Origin of the sequence: Wenyingzhuangia marina, assembly GCF_900130035.1 — a bacterium.
Lineage (GTDB): Bacteria > Bacteroidota > Bacteroidia > Flavobacteriales > Flavobacteriaceae > Wenyingzhuangia > Wenyingzhuangia marina.
On record NZ_FQXQ01000002.1, the window covers coordinates 429,580 to 445,183 of the forward strand.

Annotated in this window: 15 protein-coding genes; 5 read left to right on the forward strand and 10 right to left on the reverse strand. The window is 31.9% G+C overall.

The genetic code is table 11. The features are described 5' to 3' along the window. Positions 1-55: 55 nt before the first annotated feature. The 8 genes from BUB70_RS05860 to ligA form a co-directional block, all read right to left on the reverse strand. Entirely contained in the window at positions 56-1,081 is a 1,026-nt protein-coding gene (locus BUB70_RS05860; RefSeq protein WP_073119300.1) for a TQO small subunit DoxD, read from the reverse strand. Positions 1,082-1,091: 10 nt separating this feature from the next. Further along, positions 1,092-1,508, reverse strand: a complete 417-nt coding sequence (locus BUB70_RS05865; RefSeq protein ID WP_073119302.1) for a DsrE family protein — start codon at positions 1,506-1,508, stop codon at positions 1,092-1,094. After that, positions 1,505-1,651, reverse strand: a complete 147-nt coding sequence (locus tag BUB70_RS05870; RefSeq protein WP_200777476.1) for a hypothetical protein — start codon at positions 1,649-1,651, stop codon at positions 1,505-1,507. Before BUB70_RS05870 ends, BUB70_RS05865 begins: the two co-directional genes overlap by 4 nt. Before the next feature lie 179 nt (positions 1,652-1,830). After that, on the reverse strand, positions 1,831-2,208 hold the full coding sequence (locus BUB70_RS05875) for a hypothetical protein (protein WP_073119307.1): 378 nt from the start codon (positions 2,206-2,208) through the stop codon (positions 1,831-1,833). 314 nt (positions 2,209-2,522) lie between these two features. After that, complete coding sequence (locus BUB70_RS14300; protein ID WP_200777484.1) at positions 2,523-3,674, reverse strand: AAA family ATPase; 1,152 nt, start codon at positions 3,672-3,674, stop codon at positions 2,523-2,525. Positions 3,675-3,681: 7 nt separating this feature from the next. Beyond that, the gene (locus BUB70_RS14305) at positions 3,682-4,797 is read right to left on the reverse strand and encodes an ATP-binding protein (protein ID WP_073119312.1); all 1,116 of its coding nucleotides are present in this window, start codon (positions 4,795-4,797) and stop codon (positions 3,682-3,684) included. Positions 4,798-5,119: 322 nt separating this feature from the next. Continuing rightward, complete coding sequence (locus tag BUB70_RS05890; protein ID WP_073119314.1) at positions 5,120-5,587, reverse strand: DinB family protein; 468 nt, start codon at positions 5,585-5,587, stop codon at positions 5,120-5,122. A 744-nt stretch (positions 5,588-6,331) separates the two neighbouring features. Further along, positions 6,332-8,329: an NAD-dependent DNA ligase LigA gene (gene ligA, locus BUB70_RS05895; RefSeq protein ID WP_073119316.1), complete on the reverse strand. Its 1,998-nt coding sequence runs from the start codon at positions 8,327-8,329 to the stop codon at positions 6,332-6,334. Between the two features lie 79 nt (positions 8,330-8,408). Between ligA and BUB70_RS05900 the strand changes: the two genes are divergently transcribed. Beyond that, positions 8,409-8,948: a rhomboid family intramembrane serine protease gene (locus tag BUB70_RS05900; protein WP_084730197.1), complete on the forward strand. Its 540-nt coding sequence runs from the start codon at positions 8,409-8,411 to the stop codon at positions 8,946-8,948. 45 nt (positions 8,949-8,993) lie between these two features. On the opposite strand, the gene hpf is transcribed toward BUB70_RS05900, so the two are convergent. Together hpf and BUB70_RS05910 are read right to left on the reverse strand one after the other, a co-directional pair. Then, on the reverse strand, positions 8,994-9,296 hold the full coding sequence (gene hpf, locus BUB70_RS05905; RefSeq protein WP_073119321.1) for a ribosome hibernation-promoting factor, HPF/YfiA family: 303 nt from the start codon (positions 9,294-9,296) through the stop codon (positions 8,994-8,996). A gap of 53 nt (positions 9,297-9,349) precedes the next feature. Then, entirely contained in the window at positions 9,350-10,444 is a 1,095-nt protein-coding gene (locus tag BUB70_RS05910; protein ID WP_073119323.1) for an alkene reductase, read from the reverse strand. Positions 10,445-10,727: 283 nt separating this feature from the next. Here BUB70_RS05910 and BUB70_RS05915 point away from each other — a divergent pair, with 283 nt between their 5' ends. The 4 genes from BUB70_RS05915 to BUB70_RS05930 all read left to right on the forward strand — a co-directional run bounded on the left by BUB70_RS05915 (position 10,728) and on the right by BUB70_RS05930 (position 15,568). Next, positions 10,728-12,314, forward strand: a complete 1,587-nt coding sequence (locus BUB70_RS05915) for a peptide chain release factor 3 (protein ID WP_073119325.1) — start codon at positions 10,728-10,730, stop codon at positions 12,312-12,314. Positions 12,315-12,320: 6 nt separating this feature from the next. Then, complete coding sequence (locus BUB70_RS05920) at positions 12,321-13,901, forward strand: hypothetical protein (protein ID WP_073119327.1); 1,581 nt, start codon at positions 12,321-12,323, stop codon at positions 13,899-13,901. A 12-nt stretch (positions 13,902-13,913) separates the two neighbouring features. Then, positions 13,914-14,846: a peptidylprolyl isomerase gene (locus BUB70_RS05925; protein ID WP_073119328.1), complete on the forward strand. Its 933-nt coding sequence runs from the start codon at positions 13,914-13,916 to the stop codon at positions 14,844-14,846. A gap of 83 nt (positions 14,847-14,929) precedes the next feature. Continuing rightward, complete coding sequence (locus BUB70_RS05930; RefSeq protein WP_073119798.1) at positions 14,930-15,568, forward strand: DUF1801 domain-containing protein; 639 nt, start codon at positions 14,930-14,932, stop codon at positions 15,566-15,568. Positions 15,569-15,604 lie beyond the last annotated feature (36 nt).

Below are 15,604 nucleotides of genomic sequence, written 5' to 3' on the forward strand. Positions count from 1 at the left end.
TAATAACAAAAGCGGTTCAAGTTTACACTTGAACCGCTTTTACGTTTATACATGATTAGCTTTTGTTATTTTCAATCAAATGTGTCCAGTAAGCCCCACTAATATCTGTAATTTTTAATGTATATGTTCCACTAGCTATGTTTAATAAGTCATCACTATTCAAGTTTAATTTTGCTTTTGCTCCCAATGGAACAATTAAACTATGTTCTCCCGATTTAATTTTAGCAACGTAATAATTATCAATAGTCTCCTTGTTTAATTGAGCTAGGTCTTTTTGAGCGTATTTAACAACTACTTTATTGTTTTTATCAATTAACTCAATTGCTATTACCCAAGAACCATAAACATCAACACCTTTTGTTCTAAAAATATCAAATGAAAGTGTAGAATTTTCTATTTTACCATCCGTAATTTCTAATTTAGGTTTTACAGACTTATTATGAAGCGTGCCCCATACACCACCGTGAAATACTTGATTGGTCATTAAGGTTATTCCAAGAATAAATAAAGCCCCTATTAATACTACTTTTGGAAAAATACTTTCCTTAATAGGAATGATGCCAGAACCAAGCCACGCAAACCATTTCTTTTGGGTTATTGAAAACTTATTCTTAATCAGGTAGTTGTCTAATGAATATTTTCCACTTCCTGTTAAGAATAAAACAAAACCTGTCGCTATTCCTAAAACTCCTATTTGCCATTCGTCAAGACAAGTTGTACCAATCCAACCTGAACCTAAAAGAATGCCCATCGCCAAACCAAACACGCCAATACTCATGATTCGAGTAAACAAACCGAACATAATGAATAAGCCTACTACCCCTTCAACAATTGTGAAAAGAACCATATTTATCCAAAGTATATCGGGATTCTCAACCAAATATTGAATAATTGGTTTTATGCCCAAGGCATTGGGCAAAAATGCATTAAATTTTTCTCCAATATACCCAGCTGCTTCCTGGTCAAGTTTATTTTCTAAGGCAATACGTCGCCAAAAGGCCGAAAAGTAAGTCCAACCTACTACAAGTCTTAGTGCTAATGCCAATAGGCCTGAATCATTCTTTATATTTATGTCTTTCATTTTTTTATTGTTAAATAGTTAAAGTAATAAACCCCTTTTTTGTAAGTTGAAACCCATCTAGAATTCCATTTTCAGTCACTTCTATGATTTCAGAGATGTCTTTGGGATCTATTCCAAACTTTTTTAACGACAGTCCGCATACAAAGATTTTCAAGTTTTTTTCTTTTGCTTGTTTCGCGAGCCTAAGAAATTCACCGTCTTTTAAAATCCCTTGAACTGTTTTGCCACAAAAAATTAAATAGAACTCACCGTAATTATTGCCATCTTGCTTTGCAAGCTCAACTGCCGTTAGCATTACAGGTTTAAGCTGTTGTATGTTTTTTGAAAGCACCAAATAATTATTCTTTTCAGGATTAACTGTTTGTGCTTGTGGACTTCCTATTCCGAATAGGATCAATAGTATTGTAATGATTGATATATTTTTCATTGATTTTTAAATTTTATGATTTTTGAGAGTAAAAAAATAAGACCTACCAGAATAGCAATATTTGAAAGTACAACTGCAATTTCAGCTGTTCCAAATACCATAGCTATAAAACCAAAATTGGCGGCTTTTATTCTTTTTACCATTTGCTCCAGTTTAAAAAAGTGACTTGTACTTGCCACAATAAAAATTAAACTAAGCATGATTCGAAGTATAACCATAGACGTGTAGCCAACTCCAATATTTTTTCTTATAGTTTTATTACTATAAGCAACTGATTATTAACAGAGTTAAAAAACTGTTTTGTCTTAAAAGAAAGAATCAATTACGAATAAACCTGAATGTTCTGGTATAAAAGGTAAAGAGGTATGGAAGGAATCAGTTTAGATTTACTGATTTGAAGAGCATTTGTCGCTTTTGGTTGAATTGGGAAATGAAAAACAAATAACTTCTCATTAAAAAAGAGGTCAATTACTTTTGTAACCGATATTGAAGATGAATGGTTAATTTCTGCAACATCAAAAGTCACACAACTTGTTGTTAAAATTGTGGTTTGACTTTTATTTAAAACATTTGTTTGAGGTACACCTAATTCAGCTTGAACAAAATTTCTGACTTTGCAAGGCGAAAGTAAAAGCAATAATACCAGTCCAAATATAGATAGGAAAGAATCATGTTTTTTTATTTCAAGTTTCTCTTTCATTCAGTGCAAAATTAGGTTTCTTATTTTATAATTGTGTTATTTTTTATCATAAAAGCAAACTGATGATATATATAATAAACAGGTTATCGCATTCTGCGAACGGATGCTAAAACCATACCAATCTCTAATTTCTGTTATGTTAAGGTTGGTCGTGATGAAAGTAAATATTTAAAGAGCTTAACAATCTCAGCTATGAGTTATTGTATGAATGACTACTTTACTTTGCAGATACATATCAAACTGAAATTCCAAAAGTATTTTCTGAAGTAGGCTAGAATTAGCAATAAATTATATACGGTGTTGTGTGTAGTGCTTTATTTACATATCTTTTTGCAATATTCAACTTGTCCAATATATTTAATTTCAATATGTTTTACTATTGTTTCACATATTTCAATATAATCTTCATCTGTAATTGGTGATTGTTCGGTTCTCCAGCCTCCGTGAGATAAATCATTAATTAACGTGTATGATTTAGTATCGTCTTTGATATTTTCTTTGATATATTCGGCAATACTTTCTCCTGTGACATCAATCTTTTCAAATTTTGTAAGTGTTTCAATTATGTGTCTAATTGAGTTTGCAGTTGTGTGGGTAGGAATTCCGTTTTTTCTACAAATTTCATAAATATCCATCAAATGATTTATGTAAGGAACAGTTAAATTATTATTGAAATCTATGAGTTCTCCTTTTTTTAGAAGTAATTTTTTATCAATAATATTATTTGATGCTAGAACACGCATAAAATCATTATTGTGTGTTAAAATTAGGAATCTTTCACGTTTTAACTTATCTATAATTTTTGATATATCTCTTATTACTCCGCATAAAGTATAAACGTGTGAAAAATCCATACTTGAAATTGGGTCGTCAATTACAAAGAAAAGTTTTTGATAATCATCTTCACTTTCAATTTTTAAGTGAGTATCTCCGATAAAATAGGCGAATGCAACAATGTTTTTTTCTCCTTCACTTAGGATATTTTTTGCTTGGTCTTTTTCGAGAGTATTTTTATCAAATATTAATCTGAAATTTTCTTCATCTAAAGTATATTTTTCAGCAAAAAAGTAATTAAGAACTGTTTTTATTGTCGAAGCTACTTTTTCTTTTTTGCTTACTTTTTGTTGTTCTCTTTTTTTCTTTATTTCATCATTCAAAGATTTCCATTGGGCTCTCAACTTTATTACACTTTCAATGTTATTCTTGTGTTCGTCAATCAGATGGTTATAAGCACACTTAATAATCTCTTTTCTTGTGGATTTGTTTTCCTCTCCAATTTTATCTTTTTTATTGTTAATAGCTTCAATTTCTTCGTTGTTTGAGGAAATAACGCCATTAAAAAGTGTTTCTGACTTTTCTAAACTCTGTAATTGTTCGTCAGTTAAAACAATTGATTTATTAATATTTTTAATTTTATCTTGAACACTTTCTATAAAACGTTCAATTTGTCTTCTTAAATACTCAATATCTAAACTATTCTATTTCTTCACTTGAAGGAATGTATTTAGTTTTGTATTTATTGAATTCATTTATTCTTTTAGTATTTTGAATTTCAATGTTTGTAAGAGTAATTATGTGTTTTTCAAGAGAAGATTCATATTCTTTAAATAACTTTATTGTATTTGCTTCAATATCATTTAAGTAAGTTGTGTATTTATCTATTAAATTTAAAGCATCTTTTTCCAAAGATTGTTCGCAAAATGGACAATCTTTTTTTTCAGAATCGAGTAAGGTAATACCTGTTTCAACAAAAAGTTGTTTGTCCTTGATTTTATTTTTAAACTCTGTTGCCAACTCACTTAAACTATATTCTTTAAGGCAATTTTCTTTTATTTCATTTAGTAATTTAAAATCTAGTTTTAGTTTTTCAATTTGTTTTATATCATCTAGGTTTTCTGGAACAGATTTAATTTTGTTGTAATCTTCAATTAGTTCATCGAATGTTTTAGAAATATCATATTTCTCTTTTTGTATTCCATTAAAGATGTTTTGAAATTCGAGTATTTTATAATCTCCTAATCTTTTTATATTTTGAATATTACTAACCTTTTCTTCAACATATTTTTCTGTCTCAATCTTTATTTGTTCATTTAGTTCAGAACCTTCTTTTTCTATTTTCGATAATTTTTCTTCATCTTCTTTTAGGTCAATATTTATTTTTCCAAGAATAAAACCTTCAATTTCACTATCTTTTTCATAACTCAAAGCACTTATGTTTTCTTCAACATAATCTTGATTAAATGTATGATATGTGTATTTGGTTTTAGGAAGATTTGGAATTACTCCTTTTTTTAATTCAATTTTAAAATCCTCTTGTGTAATTCCTTTTTTATCAATTATTGAAAAAGAAAAATTACTATTTGATTTTCCAATTGTAATTAATTTATCTGTTGGACTAATTTCATTTTCAAGCTGTAATTCATTGGTATTTTCCGTAAGTCTAAATAGTCTACTAATAAATGTTTTTCCGCTTCCGTTATTTGCAAAAACACCTATCTTAAGAGAGTTTGAAGAAATTAATCTCGTTAAGTTTTCAATTGGTGCAATATTCTGACATTGAATATTTGTTTTTATTTTTTCTCCTGCCATTCTTTTCTAACGGATTTTTATCGCATTACACACAACAGATGATATACACACTAAGGTAATGGTTCCATAAACTATTGCGTACAACCAACTCCCCTTAACTTCATCATCACCATTTTTTGTTATGTAATAAAAGTAACGTTTTTATGTAAAACAAACAGGTGGTTACAACCGTTTATCTTTACAATTTTTATAAAAGTCAACTGCATTGAAGAGTTGTCGCATTCTGAAGCGGACTCTATAACCATATCTTTCTCCAGTTTCTGTTGTCTTTAGGTTATTTACACTTAGACATTTTTGAATGGGTTTGGCGGTAGTTTTTATTTTAATCCCAAATTTCAGGACGATTAATTTTCATTGTTCTTAGGTAAGATAAAAATTGTCCAGCGTGAACAGATTCATGATAAGCAATTCTTAATAAATATTCACCAAGGTTTTTAGCTTCTCCATTTCCAGGATGTATAACTTTATTTTCGTTCAAATCTTTTTCTGAAAATTTATAAATACTTTCTAAGAATTTTTTTCGATAAGGTTCAGCAAATTCTATTTCATCATTTACACTTACAAATGGCTTGTTCTCCCAAGGTGTTTTGTAATTTGTCATATCTCCTTGATTTATAATTATATTCCATCCATAATCGGCCTGTAATACGTGCCTAATCATTTCCAAGGCTGTCATAGCATATTTGTCTGGTTTCCAATTATAATGGCTTTCGGGAAGAGCTTTCCAAATCTTAATACTTTTCCTTCTTATTTCGTTAAAATTTAAAATTATGAATTCCGTTTGAGTCATCTTTTTATTGTTTCTGAATATCGTTTTACACTACAGTCAATACCTGCGATAAGTACCTGTTATCATTCCTCACCTAAAAATACAATTTGAAATGAATTCACAACTTAAATATCTTCTAATTGTTTTATAGAAGCTAAAATACCTACCATAAGTAACCACCAATTATGACACAAGCTGACTCTTTATGACCTTTATAGACTCAAAATGAAACACGAGGACACATAGTGAAACAAAAGTTCGTTTTTCAAGGGGTTTTCTTCGGGTTTTGTTCGGGAATCCTTCGGGAGCGCTTCGTCTGTATTTTTTAAAAATGGAAGTTTTTGGGAGAAATCCCGAAGCACACCCCTACAAAGCCATAGTGAAGAGATTGTTTACCTCTATTTTTTTTATAATTTTTGCATAGGGTTTTAGCGTCTTTGAACAGAATCGAGAAGTAAAGTGTTAAAGAAAAAAATAATCCAAAGAAACTAATGGTTCTCGACTCCGCTCGAACATCGTGTTGGTTTTTATAGGTCTTCGAGCAACCTGTACTGAGGTCTTCTAAGTAGAGTCGAAAAGCAAAATATCTCTTATAACTTAAAAGCTAATCATGATAATATAAAAGTACAATAGAATTAAGAATCTTAAAAAACTAGAAACATACAGGTTCTCGGCTTCACTTCGACACCATATAGGTTTATATAATTCCACGTATAGCCGTAGGGTCTTCAAGCACAGTCGAGAAGCAATGTTTTTTTCAAAAAATTAAATCATTCCTAAAAAATCATCTTCTGATATAATAGCCACACCTAAGTCTGTTGCTTTTTGCAACTTGGCAGGTCCCATATTGTCTCCAGCAACAATATAATCGGTTTTCTTAGAAATGGAACTACTTACTTTTCCACTATTGTCTTCTATCAACTTTTTTAACTCGTTACGAGATACCTTGTGAAACACTCCTGACACCACAAATGTTTTACCCGCTAAAGTATCTGTCTGGTTTTTTAAATCTTCTTCTGATAAAGAAAATTGCAATCCATAATCTTTTAAACGAGCAATCAATACCTGATTTAAAGGTTCGTTTCTAAATGTAATAATACTTTCAGCAATTCTGTCTCCAATTTCATCAACGGCAATCAACGTTTCTAAATCTGCTGCAAATAAATCATCAATGTTTTTAAAAGCTTTGGCTAATTTTTTAGCCACTGTTTCTCCCACAAAACGAATCCCCAAAGCAAACAACACTTTTTCAAAAGGCATTTGTTTAGAAGCTTCAATACCGGCAACCATGTTGTTGGCTGATTTTTCGGCCATGCGTTCTAAAGGAATAATTTGCTCCGCTTTTAAATCGTATAAATCAGCGTAATTTTCAATCAGTTTTTCTTTGCAAAGTAAGTCCACGGTTTCTGCTCCCAAACCATCAATATTCATGGCTTTTCTACTGATAAAATGGATAATTCTACCGGCTACTTGTGGAGCACATCCATATTCATTTGGACAATAGTGCTTGGCATCTCCTTCTTTTCTAACCAAAGGAGTGCTACATTCAGGACAATGAGTTGCATAAATAGTTGGTAGAGAATCTACAGGTCTTTTGGTTAAATCTACGCCCACAATTTTAGGAATAATTTCCCCTCCTTTTTCTACATATACCTCATCACCTACTCTAATATCATGCAACGCAATTTGATCTGCATTGTGCAAAGAAGCTCTTTTTACGGTGGTTCCTGCCAACTGCACAGGTGTTAAATTGGCTACAGGCGTAATGGCTCCAGTTCTCCCTACTTGATAGGTAATTTCATTCAATTTGGTAGAAACCTGTTCGGCCTTAAATTTATAAGCAATGGCCCAACGAGGTGATTTTGATGTATATCCTAATTCCTCTTGTTGACGAATATTATTTACTTTAATCACCACACCATCTGTTTCATATGGCAACTCAAAACGGGCAGTATCCCAATAATTCACAAATGCCACCACTTCTTCAATAGACTTGGCTACTTTAATTGTTTCTGGCACTTTAAACCCAACTTGTCTTGCTTTTTCCAAAGCCTCGGCATGACTTTCAAACTCATTGTTATAAGTCAACACTTGATATAACAAACAATCTAAAGGACGTTTGGCAACTTCTGTACTGTCTTGTAATTTTAAACTACCACTGGCCGTGTTTCTTGGATTCTTATAAATTTCTTCTCCAGCTTCTTCCCTAGCCAAGTTCATTTGATTGAAACCGTCTAAAGGCAAAATAATTTCTCCTCTAATTTCAAAATTAGTAACAAAATCTCCTTGCAACTTTAAAGGCAAAGATTTAATGGTTTTTACATTGGCCGTTACATCATCACCTTGCACACCATCGCCACGAGTCACCGCTTTCACCAATTCTCCATTTTCATAAGTCAAATTGATAGAAGCACCATCAAACTTTAACTCACAGGTATAAGTAATTTCTCCTTCTATAATCTTAGAAATACGCTTTTCCCAATCTAACAAATCTTCTTGACTGTAAGAATTATCTAAAGAATACATTCTGTTTTTATGAGTAACTGTATCAAAATTTTTGGTAATGGTTCCTCCTACTTTTTGAGTGGGAGAATTGGCATCAAAAAAGGTTGGATGTGCAGTTTCTAAATCTTGTAATTCCTTCAACAATTGATCAAACTCAAAATCTGAAATAGAAGCATTGTCTAAGACATAATACTCATAGTTATACTTATGTAAGGTATCTCTTAAGTTTTCTATTTTTTGTTGGATGGGGTGACTCATTTTGTAAAAATTTTAAGCGTAAATTTAAAACGTTTATTTTAGATATTGCAAAGAATAAAAACATCTTATTATATAAATAATGACTCACAAATCCATTATACTATTCCTAGCCCTCATTTATGGAGTTTCTATCATTGGATTTTTATTCCCTAAACTAAAAACAGGGATTATTCCTAGAAAAACCAAAGGACTGTTGGGAATTATGACTGCTACTTTATTTCATCATAATTGGAAGCATCTGCTATCCAACACCCTTCCGTTAGCAGTATTACTTTTTACGCTTCAATATTTTTATGCTAGTCAAACACTATACGTTGTAGCAATGATTATTTTTATAGGAGGTTTTTTGTTATGGTTGTTCGGCAGAAAAGCCAATCATATTGGAGCCAGTGGAATGATCTATGGGTTAACCGCTTTTATCATCAGCACAGGGTTTGTATATTTTAAACCCATTCCACTTTTAGTTTCTGCAATCACCATGCTTGTTTATGGCGGGTTGATATTTGGCATCTTTCCCTCTAATAAAAAAAACACTTCTTGGGAGGGACATTTACTATATGCGCTTACGGGAATCTTTACAGCATATTTCTGTAAAAACGCTTATTATATCATTCATTAATCATCATAAAAAAAGCCATCATTTACTGATGGCTTTTTTTATATTTTAATGAGAAGCTAGCTTGCTTTTCTTTTTCTTAAGTTGTGGTTCAAGTTCCTTGATAACTTCCAAAACTGCATTTTCAAAATTATCTTTACTAGCTTCTGCAAAAAAGGTAACACCATTTCCATGTATACGTATGCCACAAATAGCACCCGTTTTGTCTGATGTAGTGTTCTCTTTTTTAAAATACACATCCGCATTAATTAAAAAATTATATTTTACATCTAAATTTTTTAACTTTTCTATAGCATATGCTTCTAAACGGTCACTAGCTGATACATTTGGGTATTCAAAATTAATTTCCATATTGTTGAATTTTAGGATTTATAAATTAAACTTAACTCGGTATATTAATCTATTTAAGCTTTTGGGTAGTCTACATAACCTTTTTTTCCTGGTGTGTAAAATGTTTCCTCATCCCAGTCTGCTAATTCTTTATTGTTTTTAAAACGCTCTACCAAATCTGGGTTTGAGATAAATGGCTTACCAAAAGCAACCATATCTGCGTTACCACTCTTTAAAACTTCTTCGGCTTTTTCTTTATCAAACCCTGCATTAATAATAATGGTTCCATTGTAAATGGGTCTAAAATGTTCTGCAATATTTGTTACGGCATAAGGTATATCGGACACATCGTTAAAAGGTTCTGACAAGTGGATGTACGCCAAATTATAATCATTTAATTTTTTAATGATGTACTCAAAAGTAGGAATGGTTTCTTCATCCATCTCCATTCCAAAAATATGATGTAGAGAAGGGTTAAATCTAGCTCCTATTTTTTGCTCGGGTAATACTTCTTTTACAGCATCTAATACCTCAAAGAAAAAACGAGCTCTATTTTCTATACTCCCTCCATACTTATCGGTTCTTTTATTAGAGGTTTTATTAAAGAATTGATGAAATAAATAACCATTAGACGAATGAATTTCAACCCCATCAAAACCAGCTTCTAAAGCATTCTTAGCTGCATTCTTAAAATCTAAAATGGTTTGATCAATATCTTCCTGAGTCATTTCCTTTGGAGTTACCGTATCTGTTTTTCCATTTTCTGTAAACACCTCTACATTAGGATTTAATGCCGATGGGGCTAATGGCAACGCACCGTCATGAAAATCTGGATGTGAAATTCTACCTACGTGCCACAATTGTATAAAAATTTTCCCCTCCTCGTCATGTACGTTTTGGGTTACTTTTTTCCAACCCTCTACTTGAGCTTTAGAATGTATTCCTGGAGTGTTAATATACCCCACAGCTCTTTTAGACACTTGGGATCCTTCTGTAATAATTAATCCTGCAGAGGCTCTTTGTTTATAATACAATCCTTGTAATTCCTCCGTAGGCTTTCTTTCATTATTTGTTGCTCTACTTCTAGTCATAGGAGCCATTACTACTCTATTATTTAAGTGCAAACCATCTATATTATTAAATGGTTGTAAAAGAAAATCTGTATTCATTGTATTCTATTTTTTTGTGGTTTTAACAAAAATACTCAATACAAGACTTTCTTATTAGTGCATTAGATTTAGAAATGAACTCAATTGATAACTTATTAAAATAAAAAGATCATTTTATAAGTCTAGCCTCCCAAGTTATGCGGATTAAAAAAAAAGTCCCTGTTTTATTTATGAAAATGAAATCGCTTACTATAAGCTTGTAACTAAAAGAAATTGCCGTTGCACAATGCTAATTGAAAATGTATCTTTGCCTCCCGAATTTATCGGTTTTTAAATCAACAGAATGGCATTTACAGACGAAATTAAACGTAGAAGAACTTTTGGAATTATCTCTCACCCCGATGCGGGTAAAACAACTTTAACAGAAAAGTTATTGTTATTTGGTGGAGCTATTAGTGAAGCTGGAGCGGTAAAAAACAACAAAGTTAAAAAAGGAGCTACTTCCGATTTTATGGAAATTGAACGTCAACGTGGAATTTCTGTGGCTACTTCTGTATTGGCCTTTAACTATAAAGATCGTAAAATTAACATTCTTGATACTCCGGGTCACAAAGATTTTGCTGAAGATACGTTTAGAACGTTAACTGCTGTTGATAGTGTGATTGTGGTGATTGATGTTGCCAAAGGAGTTGAGCCTCAAACTGAAAAATTAGTAGAAGTTTGTAGAATGCGTAAAATTCCGATAATTGTTTTTATCAACAAATTAGACCGTGAAGGTAAAGATGCTTTTGATTTGTTAGATGAAGTAGAACAAAAATTAGGACTAACTACTACTCCGTTGTCATTCCCTATTGGAATGGGATACGATTTTCAAGGAATTTATAATATTTGGGCAAAAAAAATCAATCTTTTTGCAGGTGATAAAAAACAAAAAGTAACCACTGGAGTTGAGTTTACGGACATTAATGTTCCAGAATTGGACGAAATGATTGGAAACAAAGCTGCAGAAAAATTACGTGAAGAATTAGAAATGGTAGAGGGAGTTTATCCTCCTTTTGATCAGGATGAATATTTAAACGGAGATTTACAACCTGTATTCTTTGGTTCTGCTTTAAATAATTTTGGAGTAAAAGAATTGTTAGACTGTTTTATTGAAATTGCCCCTACTCCACAACCTAAAAAAGCTGAGGAAAGATTGGTAGACTCTAAAGAGCAAAACATGACTGGTTTTGTTTTTAAAATTCATGCCAACATGGATCCAAAGCATAGAGACCGTTTGGCTTTTGTTAAAATTGTATCCGGAACTTTTCAAAGAAACGTACCATACTTACACGTAAGAAATGGTAAAAAAATGAAGTTTTCTAGTCCCAATGCTTTCTTTGCAGAGAAAAAAGAAATTGTAGATGAATCTTACCCAGGAGATATTGTAGGATTACATGATACTGGAAACTTTAAAATTGGAGATACTTTAACCGAAGGGGAAATCATTAACTTTAAAGGAATTCCTAGTTTTTCTCCAGAGCATTTCCGTTACGTTAACAATGCAGATCCTTTAAAAGCAAAACAATTGTACAAAGGTTTGGACCAATTAATGGATGAGGGAGTTGCTCAGTTATTTACATTAGAATTAAACGGACGTAAGGTAATTGGAACTGTTGGAGCTTTACAATACGAGGTAATTCAGTACCGTTTAGAGCACGAATACGGAGCTAAATGTACCTACGAAAACTTACCGATGCACAAAGTTTGTTGGGTAGAACCTACAGACAACAAAGAAGAGTTTGCTGAATTTAAACGTGTAAAACAACGTTATTTAGCCAAAGACAAACAAGGACAATTGGTATTCTTAGCCGATTCTGCTTTTACCATTCAGATGACTCAAGACAAATATCCATCTGTAAAACTTCACTTTACAAGTGAATACAAATAAAATAAGATGAAGATACGCTTGCTTTTGGGTTGTTTACTACTTAGTATCTATATTGGTACTGCCCAAGAGCACTCGTCTTTATCTTCTTTAAAACAATATACTTTACAACCTAAAATTAGGCTGAATTACATTCCTGTTAGCATACCTAATAACGAGGTAGATATGGATTTAGGAGGACTACATTATTTACTTCCTATTTACAAACAGTTTTACGGAGGAATTAATACACATGCTGCTTTAGTTGGCTACCAGGGGGGACTTTTTACAATTGGTCTTACGTTAGGGGTAAACCAACCCATAACCAACCATTTTTATATAGATGCCAATCTAGATTATGGTGGTGGTGGTGGTTATCGATTATTGATAAACAAAGGAGCTTATATCAATCCTAACATTGGTCTTTCTTATCAATTCCCTAAATTTAATATAGGTTTACAATACAGTCATTTTAATTTTTACACAGGAATCATTAAAAGTAATGCTGTTTCTTTATATGTAGAAATTCCTACAGACGTACATGTTTCTAAATATCAAAAAAGTCATCAAACTTATAACACCAATATTAAATCTCCTTGGAACAGACCATTTACCAAAGGAGGTTTTATGATGAAATTCGACCAATATTTTCCATTTGGTGGAACTAGAAAAGATGCTGAACGAAATTCTGAGCTTTTAACCAATACACTATATTTAATAGGGTTTGAATATCAAAAATACATCACCGAAAATAGTTTTGTATTCATTCATACCGATGCCATTTACAAAGGTTTAGAAGCTGGTTTTATGGATATATTTGGAGGTTTTGGATATGAACCTATACAAACTAAATATGTAGATGTTTTTACCAAATTGGCTTTGGGAGCTTCTGGAGGTAGAATTCAAGCAGAAGGAGGAGCTACTATTTATCCTACTATTGGATTAGACTTTAAAATTTCCAATCATTTTACATTAAGTACACATGCCGGTTACGTTCGTGCTCTAGATGGTGATTTTGAAGCCTATGCCTTAGGAGCGGGATTAAGATACATTAGTAAAACAGGAGGAACTTACTCTAAATTTTCTCCTAATGAAAAAGTTTCAAAAGTAAAAACACAAGGCCTTAGAGTTAGTGTACAACATCAAACATATTTTAAACTACAAAGATTCCAAAGAGAAAATAGAGGTCCTTTAGACTTGCATTTATTGGCCTTACAATTAAATTATGACCTTAGCCCCTATTTTTATTTAGCAGGGCAAACAGCTTTTGCCTATGAAGCTACTTATCTTAAAGAGGATATTAGAAACAAAATAGGAGCTGGAGGTTATGCCGATGGAATGGTTGGATTAGGAGTCTATTCCCCTATATTTGCAAAAGAAAAATTACAGCTATTTGCAGAAGCATTTGTTGGTGCTGGTGGAGGTGCTGGAATTGATACTGGAGAAGGAATTATAAATAAATTAAAAGTAGGAGCTTATGTTAGAATTAATCATTATCTCTCATTATTAGCCTCAGGTGGAAAAGTAATTTCTCCAATAACAAATTTAAATTCAAACAATATAAACTTAGGATTAAGTATAGATTTTTCTACACTAACATCCATATTTTAAATAAACAGAAAGATGAACAACGGATTGTACGCAAAATTTAACACCTCTAAAGGGGCTATTTTGGTAAACTTAGAGTTTGAAAAAACTCCTGGAACTGTAGGTAACTTTGTTGCTTTGGCAGAAGGAAACATGGAAAACAATGCAAAACCACAAGGAAAACCTTATTACGATGGTTTAAAATTTCACCGTGTAATTGCTGATTTTATGATCCAAGGAGGATGTCCTCAAGGAACTGGAACAGGAAACCCTGGTTACAAATTTGATGATGAAATTGTTGCAGAATTAAAGCACGATACTCCTGGAGTATTGTCTATGGCAAATGCAGGACCTGGAACCAACGGTTCTCAGTTTTTTATTACACACACCGCTACTCCATGGTTAGATGGTAAACACACTGTGTTTGGTAAAGTAGTAGAAGGACAAGACATTGTAGATGCTGTAGAACAAGGTGATTTAATTGAATCTTTAGAAATTGTTCGTGTAGGAGAAGCAGCAGAAAAATTTAATGCTATTGAAGCTTTTAGAAAGTTTGAAGGAGCTAGAGAAGCTAAATTAAAAGCAGAAGCAGAAGCTGCTGAAATGGAATTAGAAAAATTAGCTGCTGGTTACGATAAAACAGATAGTGGATTAAGATATAAAATTCTTCAATCTAGTGGTTCTGGTAAAAAAGCTGCTAAAGGAAAAATGGTATCTGTACATTACAAAGGACAATTGTCTGACGGAACTGTATTTGATTCTTCTTACAAAAGAAAAGAACCTTTAGAATTTGCTATTGGAGTTGGACAAGTAATCTCTGGATGGGATGAAGGAATTCAATTATTAGAAGTTGGAGACAAAGCTCGTTTGGTTATTCCATCTCATTTAGGATACGGTGCTCGTGGAGCTGGTGGTGTTATTCCTCCAAACGCAACTTTAATTTTTGATGTAGAATTGGTAAAAGCTTAAACAGCAACCAATACTTTTATATTTTAAACCCTTTGCTTTTGTAAAGGGTTTTCTTACTTTTAAAACAATTTATGTTTATAAAAATGGATCCAAAGGTTGATGAATATTTTGAGAAGCTTCAAAAATGGCAGTTAGAACTCCAAACTTTAAGGGAGATTTTAAATGATTGTATGCTTACAGAAACCTACAAATGGAAACACCCTTGTTATAAATACAAAAACAATAACATTGTTATTATTGGTGGTTTTAAAGAATATTGTACCATCAACTTTTTTAAAGGAGTCTTGCTTAAAGATTCTGAAAAAATATTAACAAAGCCGGGGGAAAACTCACAATCTAGTCGCATCATACCTTTTACCAATGTAGAGGATATTAAAAAATTAACCCCTATTATAAAATCTTATATTTTTGAAGCCATTGAAATAGAGAAAGCCGGTTTAACAGTTCAAACAAAATCTATAAGTGATTATAAGATACCTGATGAATTAACTCAAAAATTCACAGAAAACCTTGACTTTGAAACCGCTTTTAAAGCTTTAACTCCTGGTAGGCAAAAAGGATATCTTCTTTATTTTTCTCAACCAAAGCAATCAAAAACTAAAATCTCTAGAATCGAAAAATACACCAATAGAATTCTTAAAGGAAAAGGATTAAACGACTGTATTTGTGGACTTTCTAAAAGAATGCCTACTTGCGATGGTTCTCATAAATACATCAAATAAAAAAAGCTTCACTAAATAGCGAAGCCTTTTTTATGA

Bases quoted from the DNA above. Each gene is read 5' to 3' on its own strand.
- BUB70_RS05865 (WP_073119302.1), bottom strand. From the start codon at position 1,508: ATGAAAAATATATCAATCATTACAATACTATTGATCCTATTCGGAATA.
- BUB70_RS05875 (WP_073119307.1), bottom strand. From the start codon at position 2,208: ATGAAAGAGAAACTTGAAATAAAAAAACATGATTCTTTCCTATCTATA.
- ligA (WP_073119316.1), bottom strand. From the start codon at position 8,329: ATGAGTCACCCCATCCAACAAAAAATAGAAAACTTAAGAGATACCTTA.
- BUB70_RS14305 (WP_073119312.1), bottom strand. From the start codon at position 4,797: ATGGCAGGAGAAAAAATAAAAACAAATATTCAATGTCAGAATATTGCA.
- BUB70_RS05890 (WP_073119314.1), bottom strand. From the start codon at position 5,587: ATGACTCAAACGGAATTCATAATTTTAAATTTTAACGAAATAAGAAGG.
- BUB70_RS05915 (WP_073119325.1), top strand. From the start codon at position 10,728: ATGGCATTTACAGACGAAATTAAACGTAGAAGAACTTTTGGAATTATC.
- hpf (WP_073119321.1), bottom strand. From the start codon at position 9,296: ATGGAAATTAATTTTGAATACCCAAATGTATCAGCTAGTGACCGTTTA.
- BUB70_RS05870 (WP_200777476.1), bottom strand. From the start codon at position 1,651: ATGGTAAAAAGAATAAAAGCCGCCAATTTTGGTTTTATAGCTATGGTA.
- BUB70_RS05910 (WP_073119323.1), bottom strand. From the start codon at position 10,444: ATGAATACAGATTTTCTTTTACAACCATTTAATAATATAGATGGTTTG.
- BUB70_RS05860 (WP_073119300.1), bottom strand. From the start codon at position 1,081: ATGAAAGACATAAATATAAAGAATGATTCAGGCCTATTGGCATTAGCA.
- BUB70_RS05900 (WP_084730197.1), top strand. From the start codon at position 8,409: ATGACTCACAAATCCATTATACTATTCCTAGCCCTCATTTATGGAGTT.
- BUB70_RS05920 (WP_073119327.1), top strand. From the start codon at position 12,321: ATGAAGATACGCTTGCTTTTGGGTTGTTTACTACTTAGTATCTATATT.
- BUB70_RS05930 (WP_073119798.1), top strand. From the start codon at position 14,930: ATGGATCCAAAGGTTGATGAATATTTTGAGAAGCTTCAAAAATGGCAG.
- BUB70_RS05925 (WP_073119328.1), top strand. From the start codon at position 13,914: ATGAACAACGGATTGTACGCAAAATTTAACACCTCTAAAGGGGCTATT.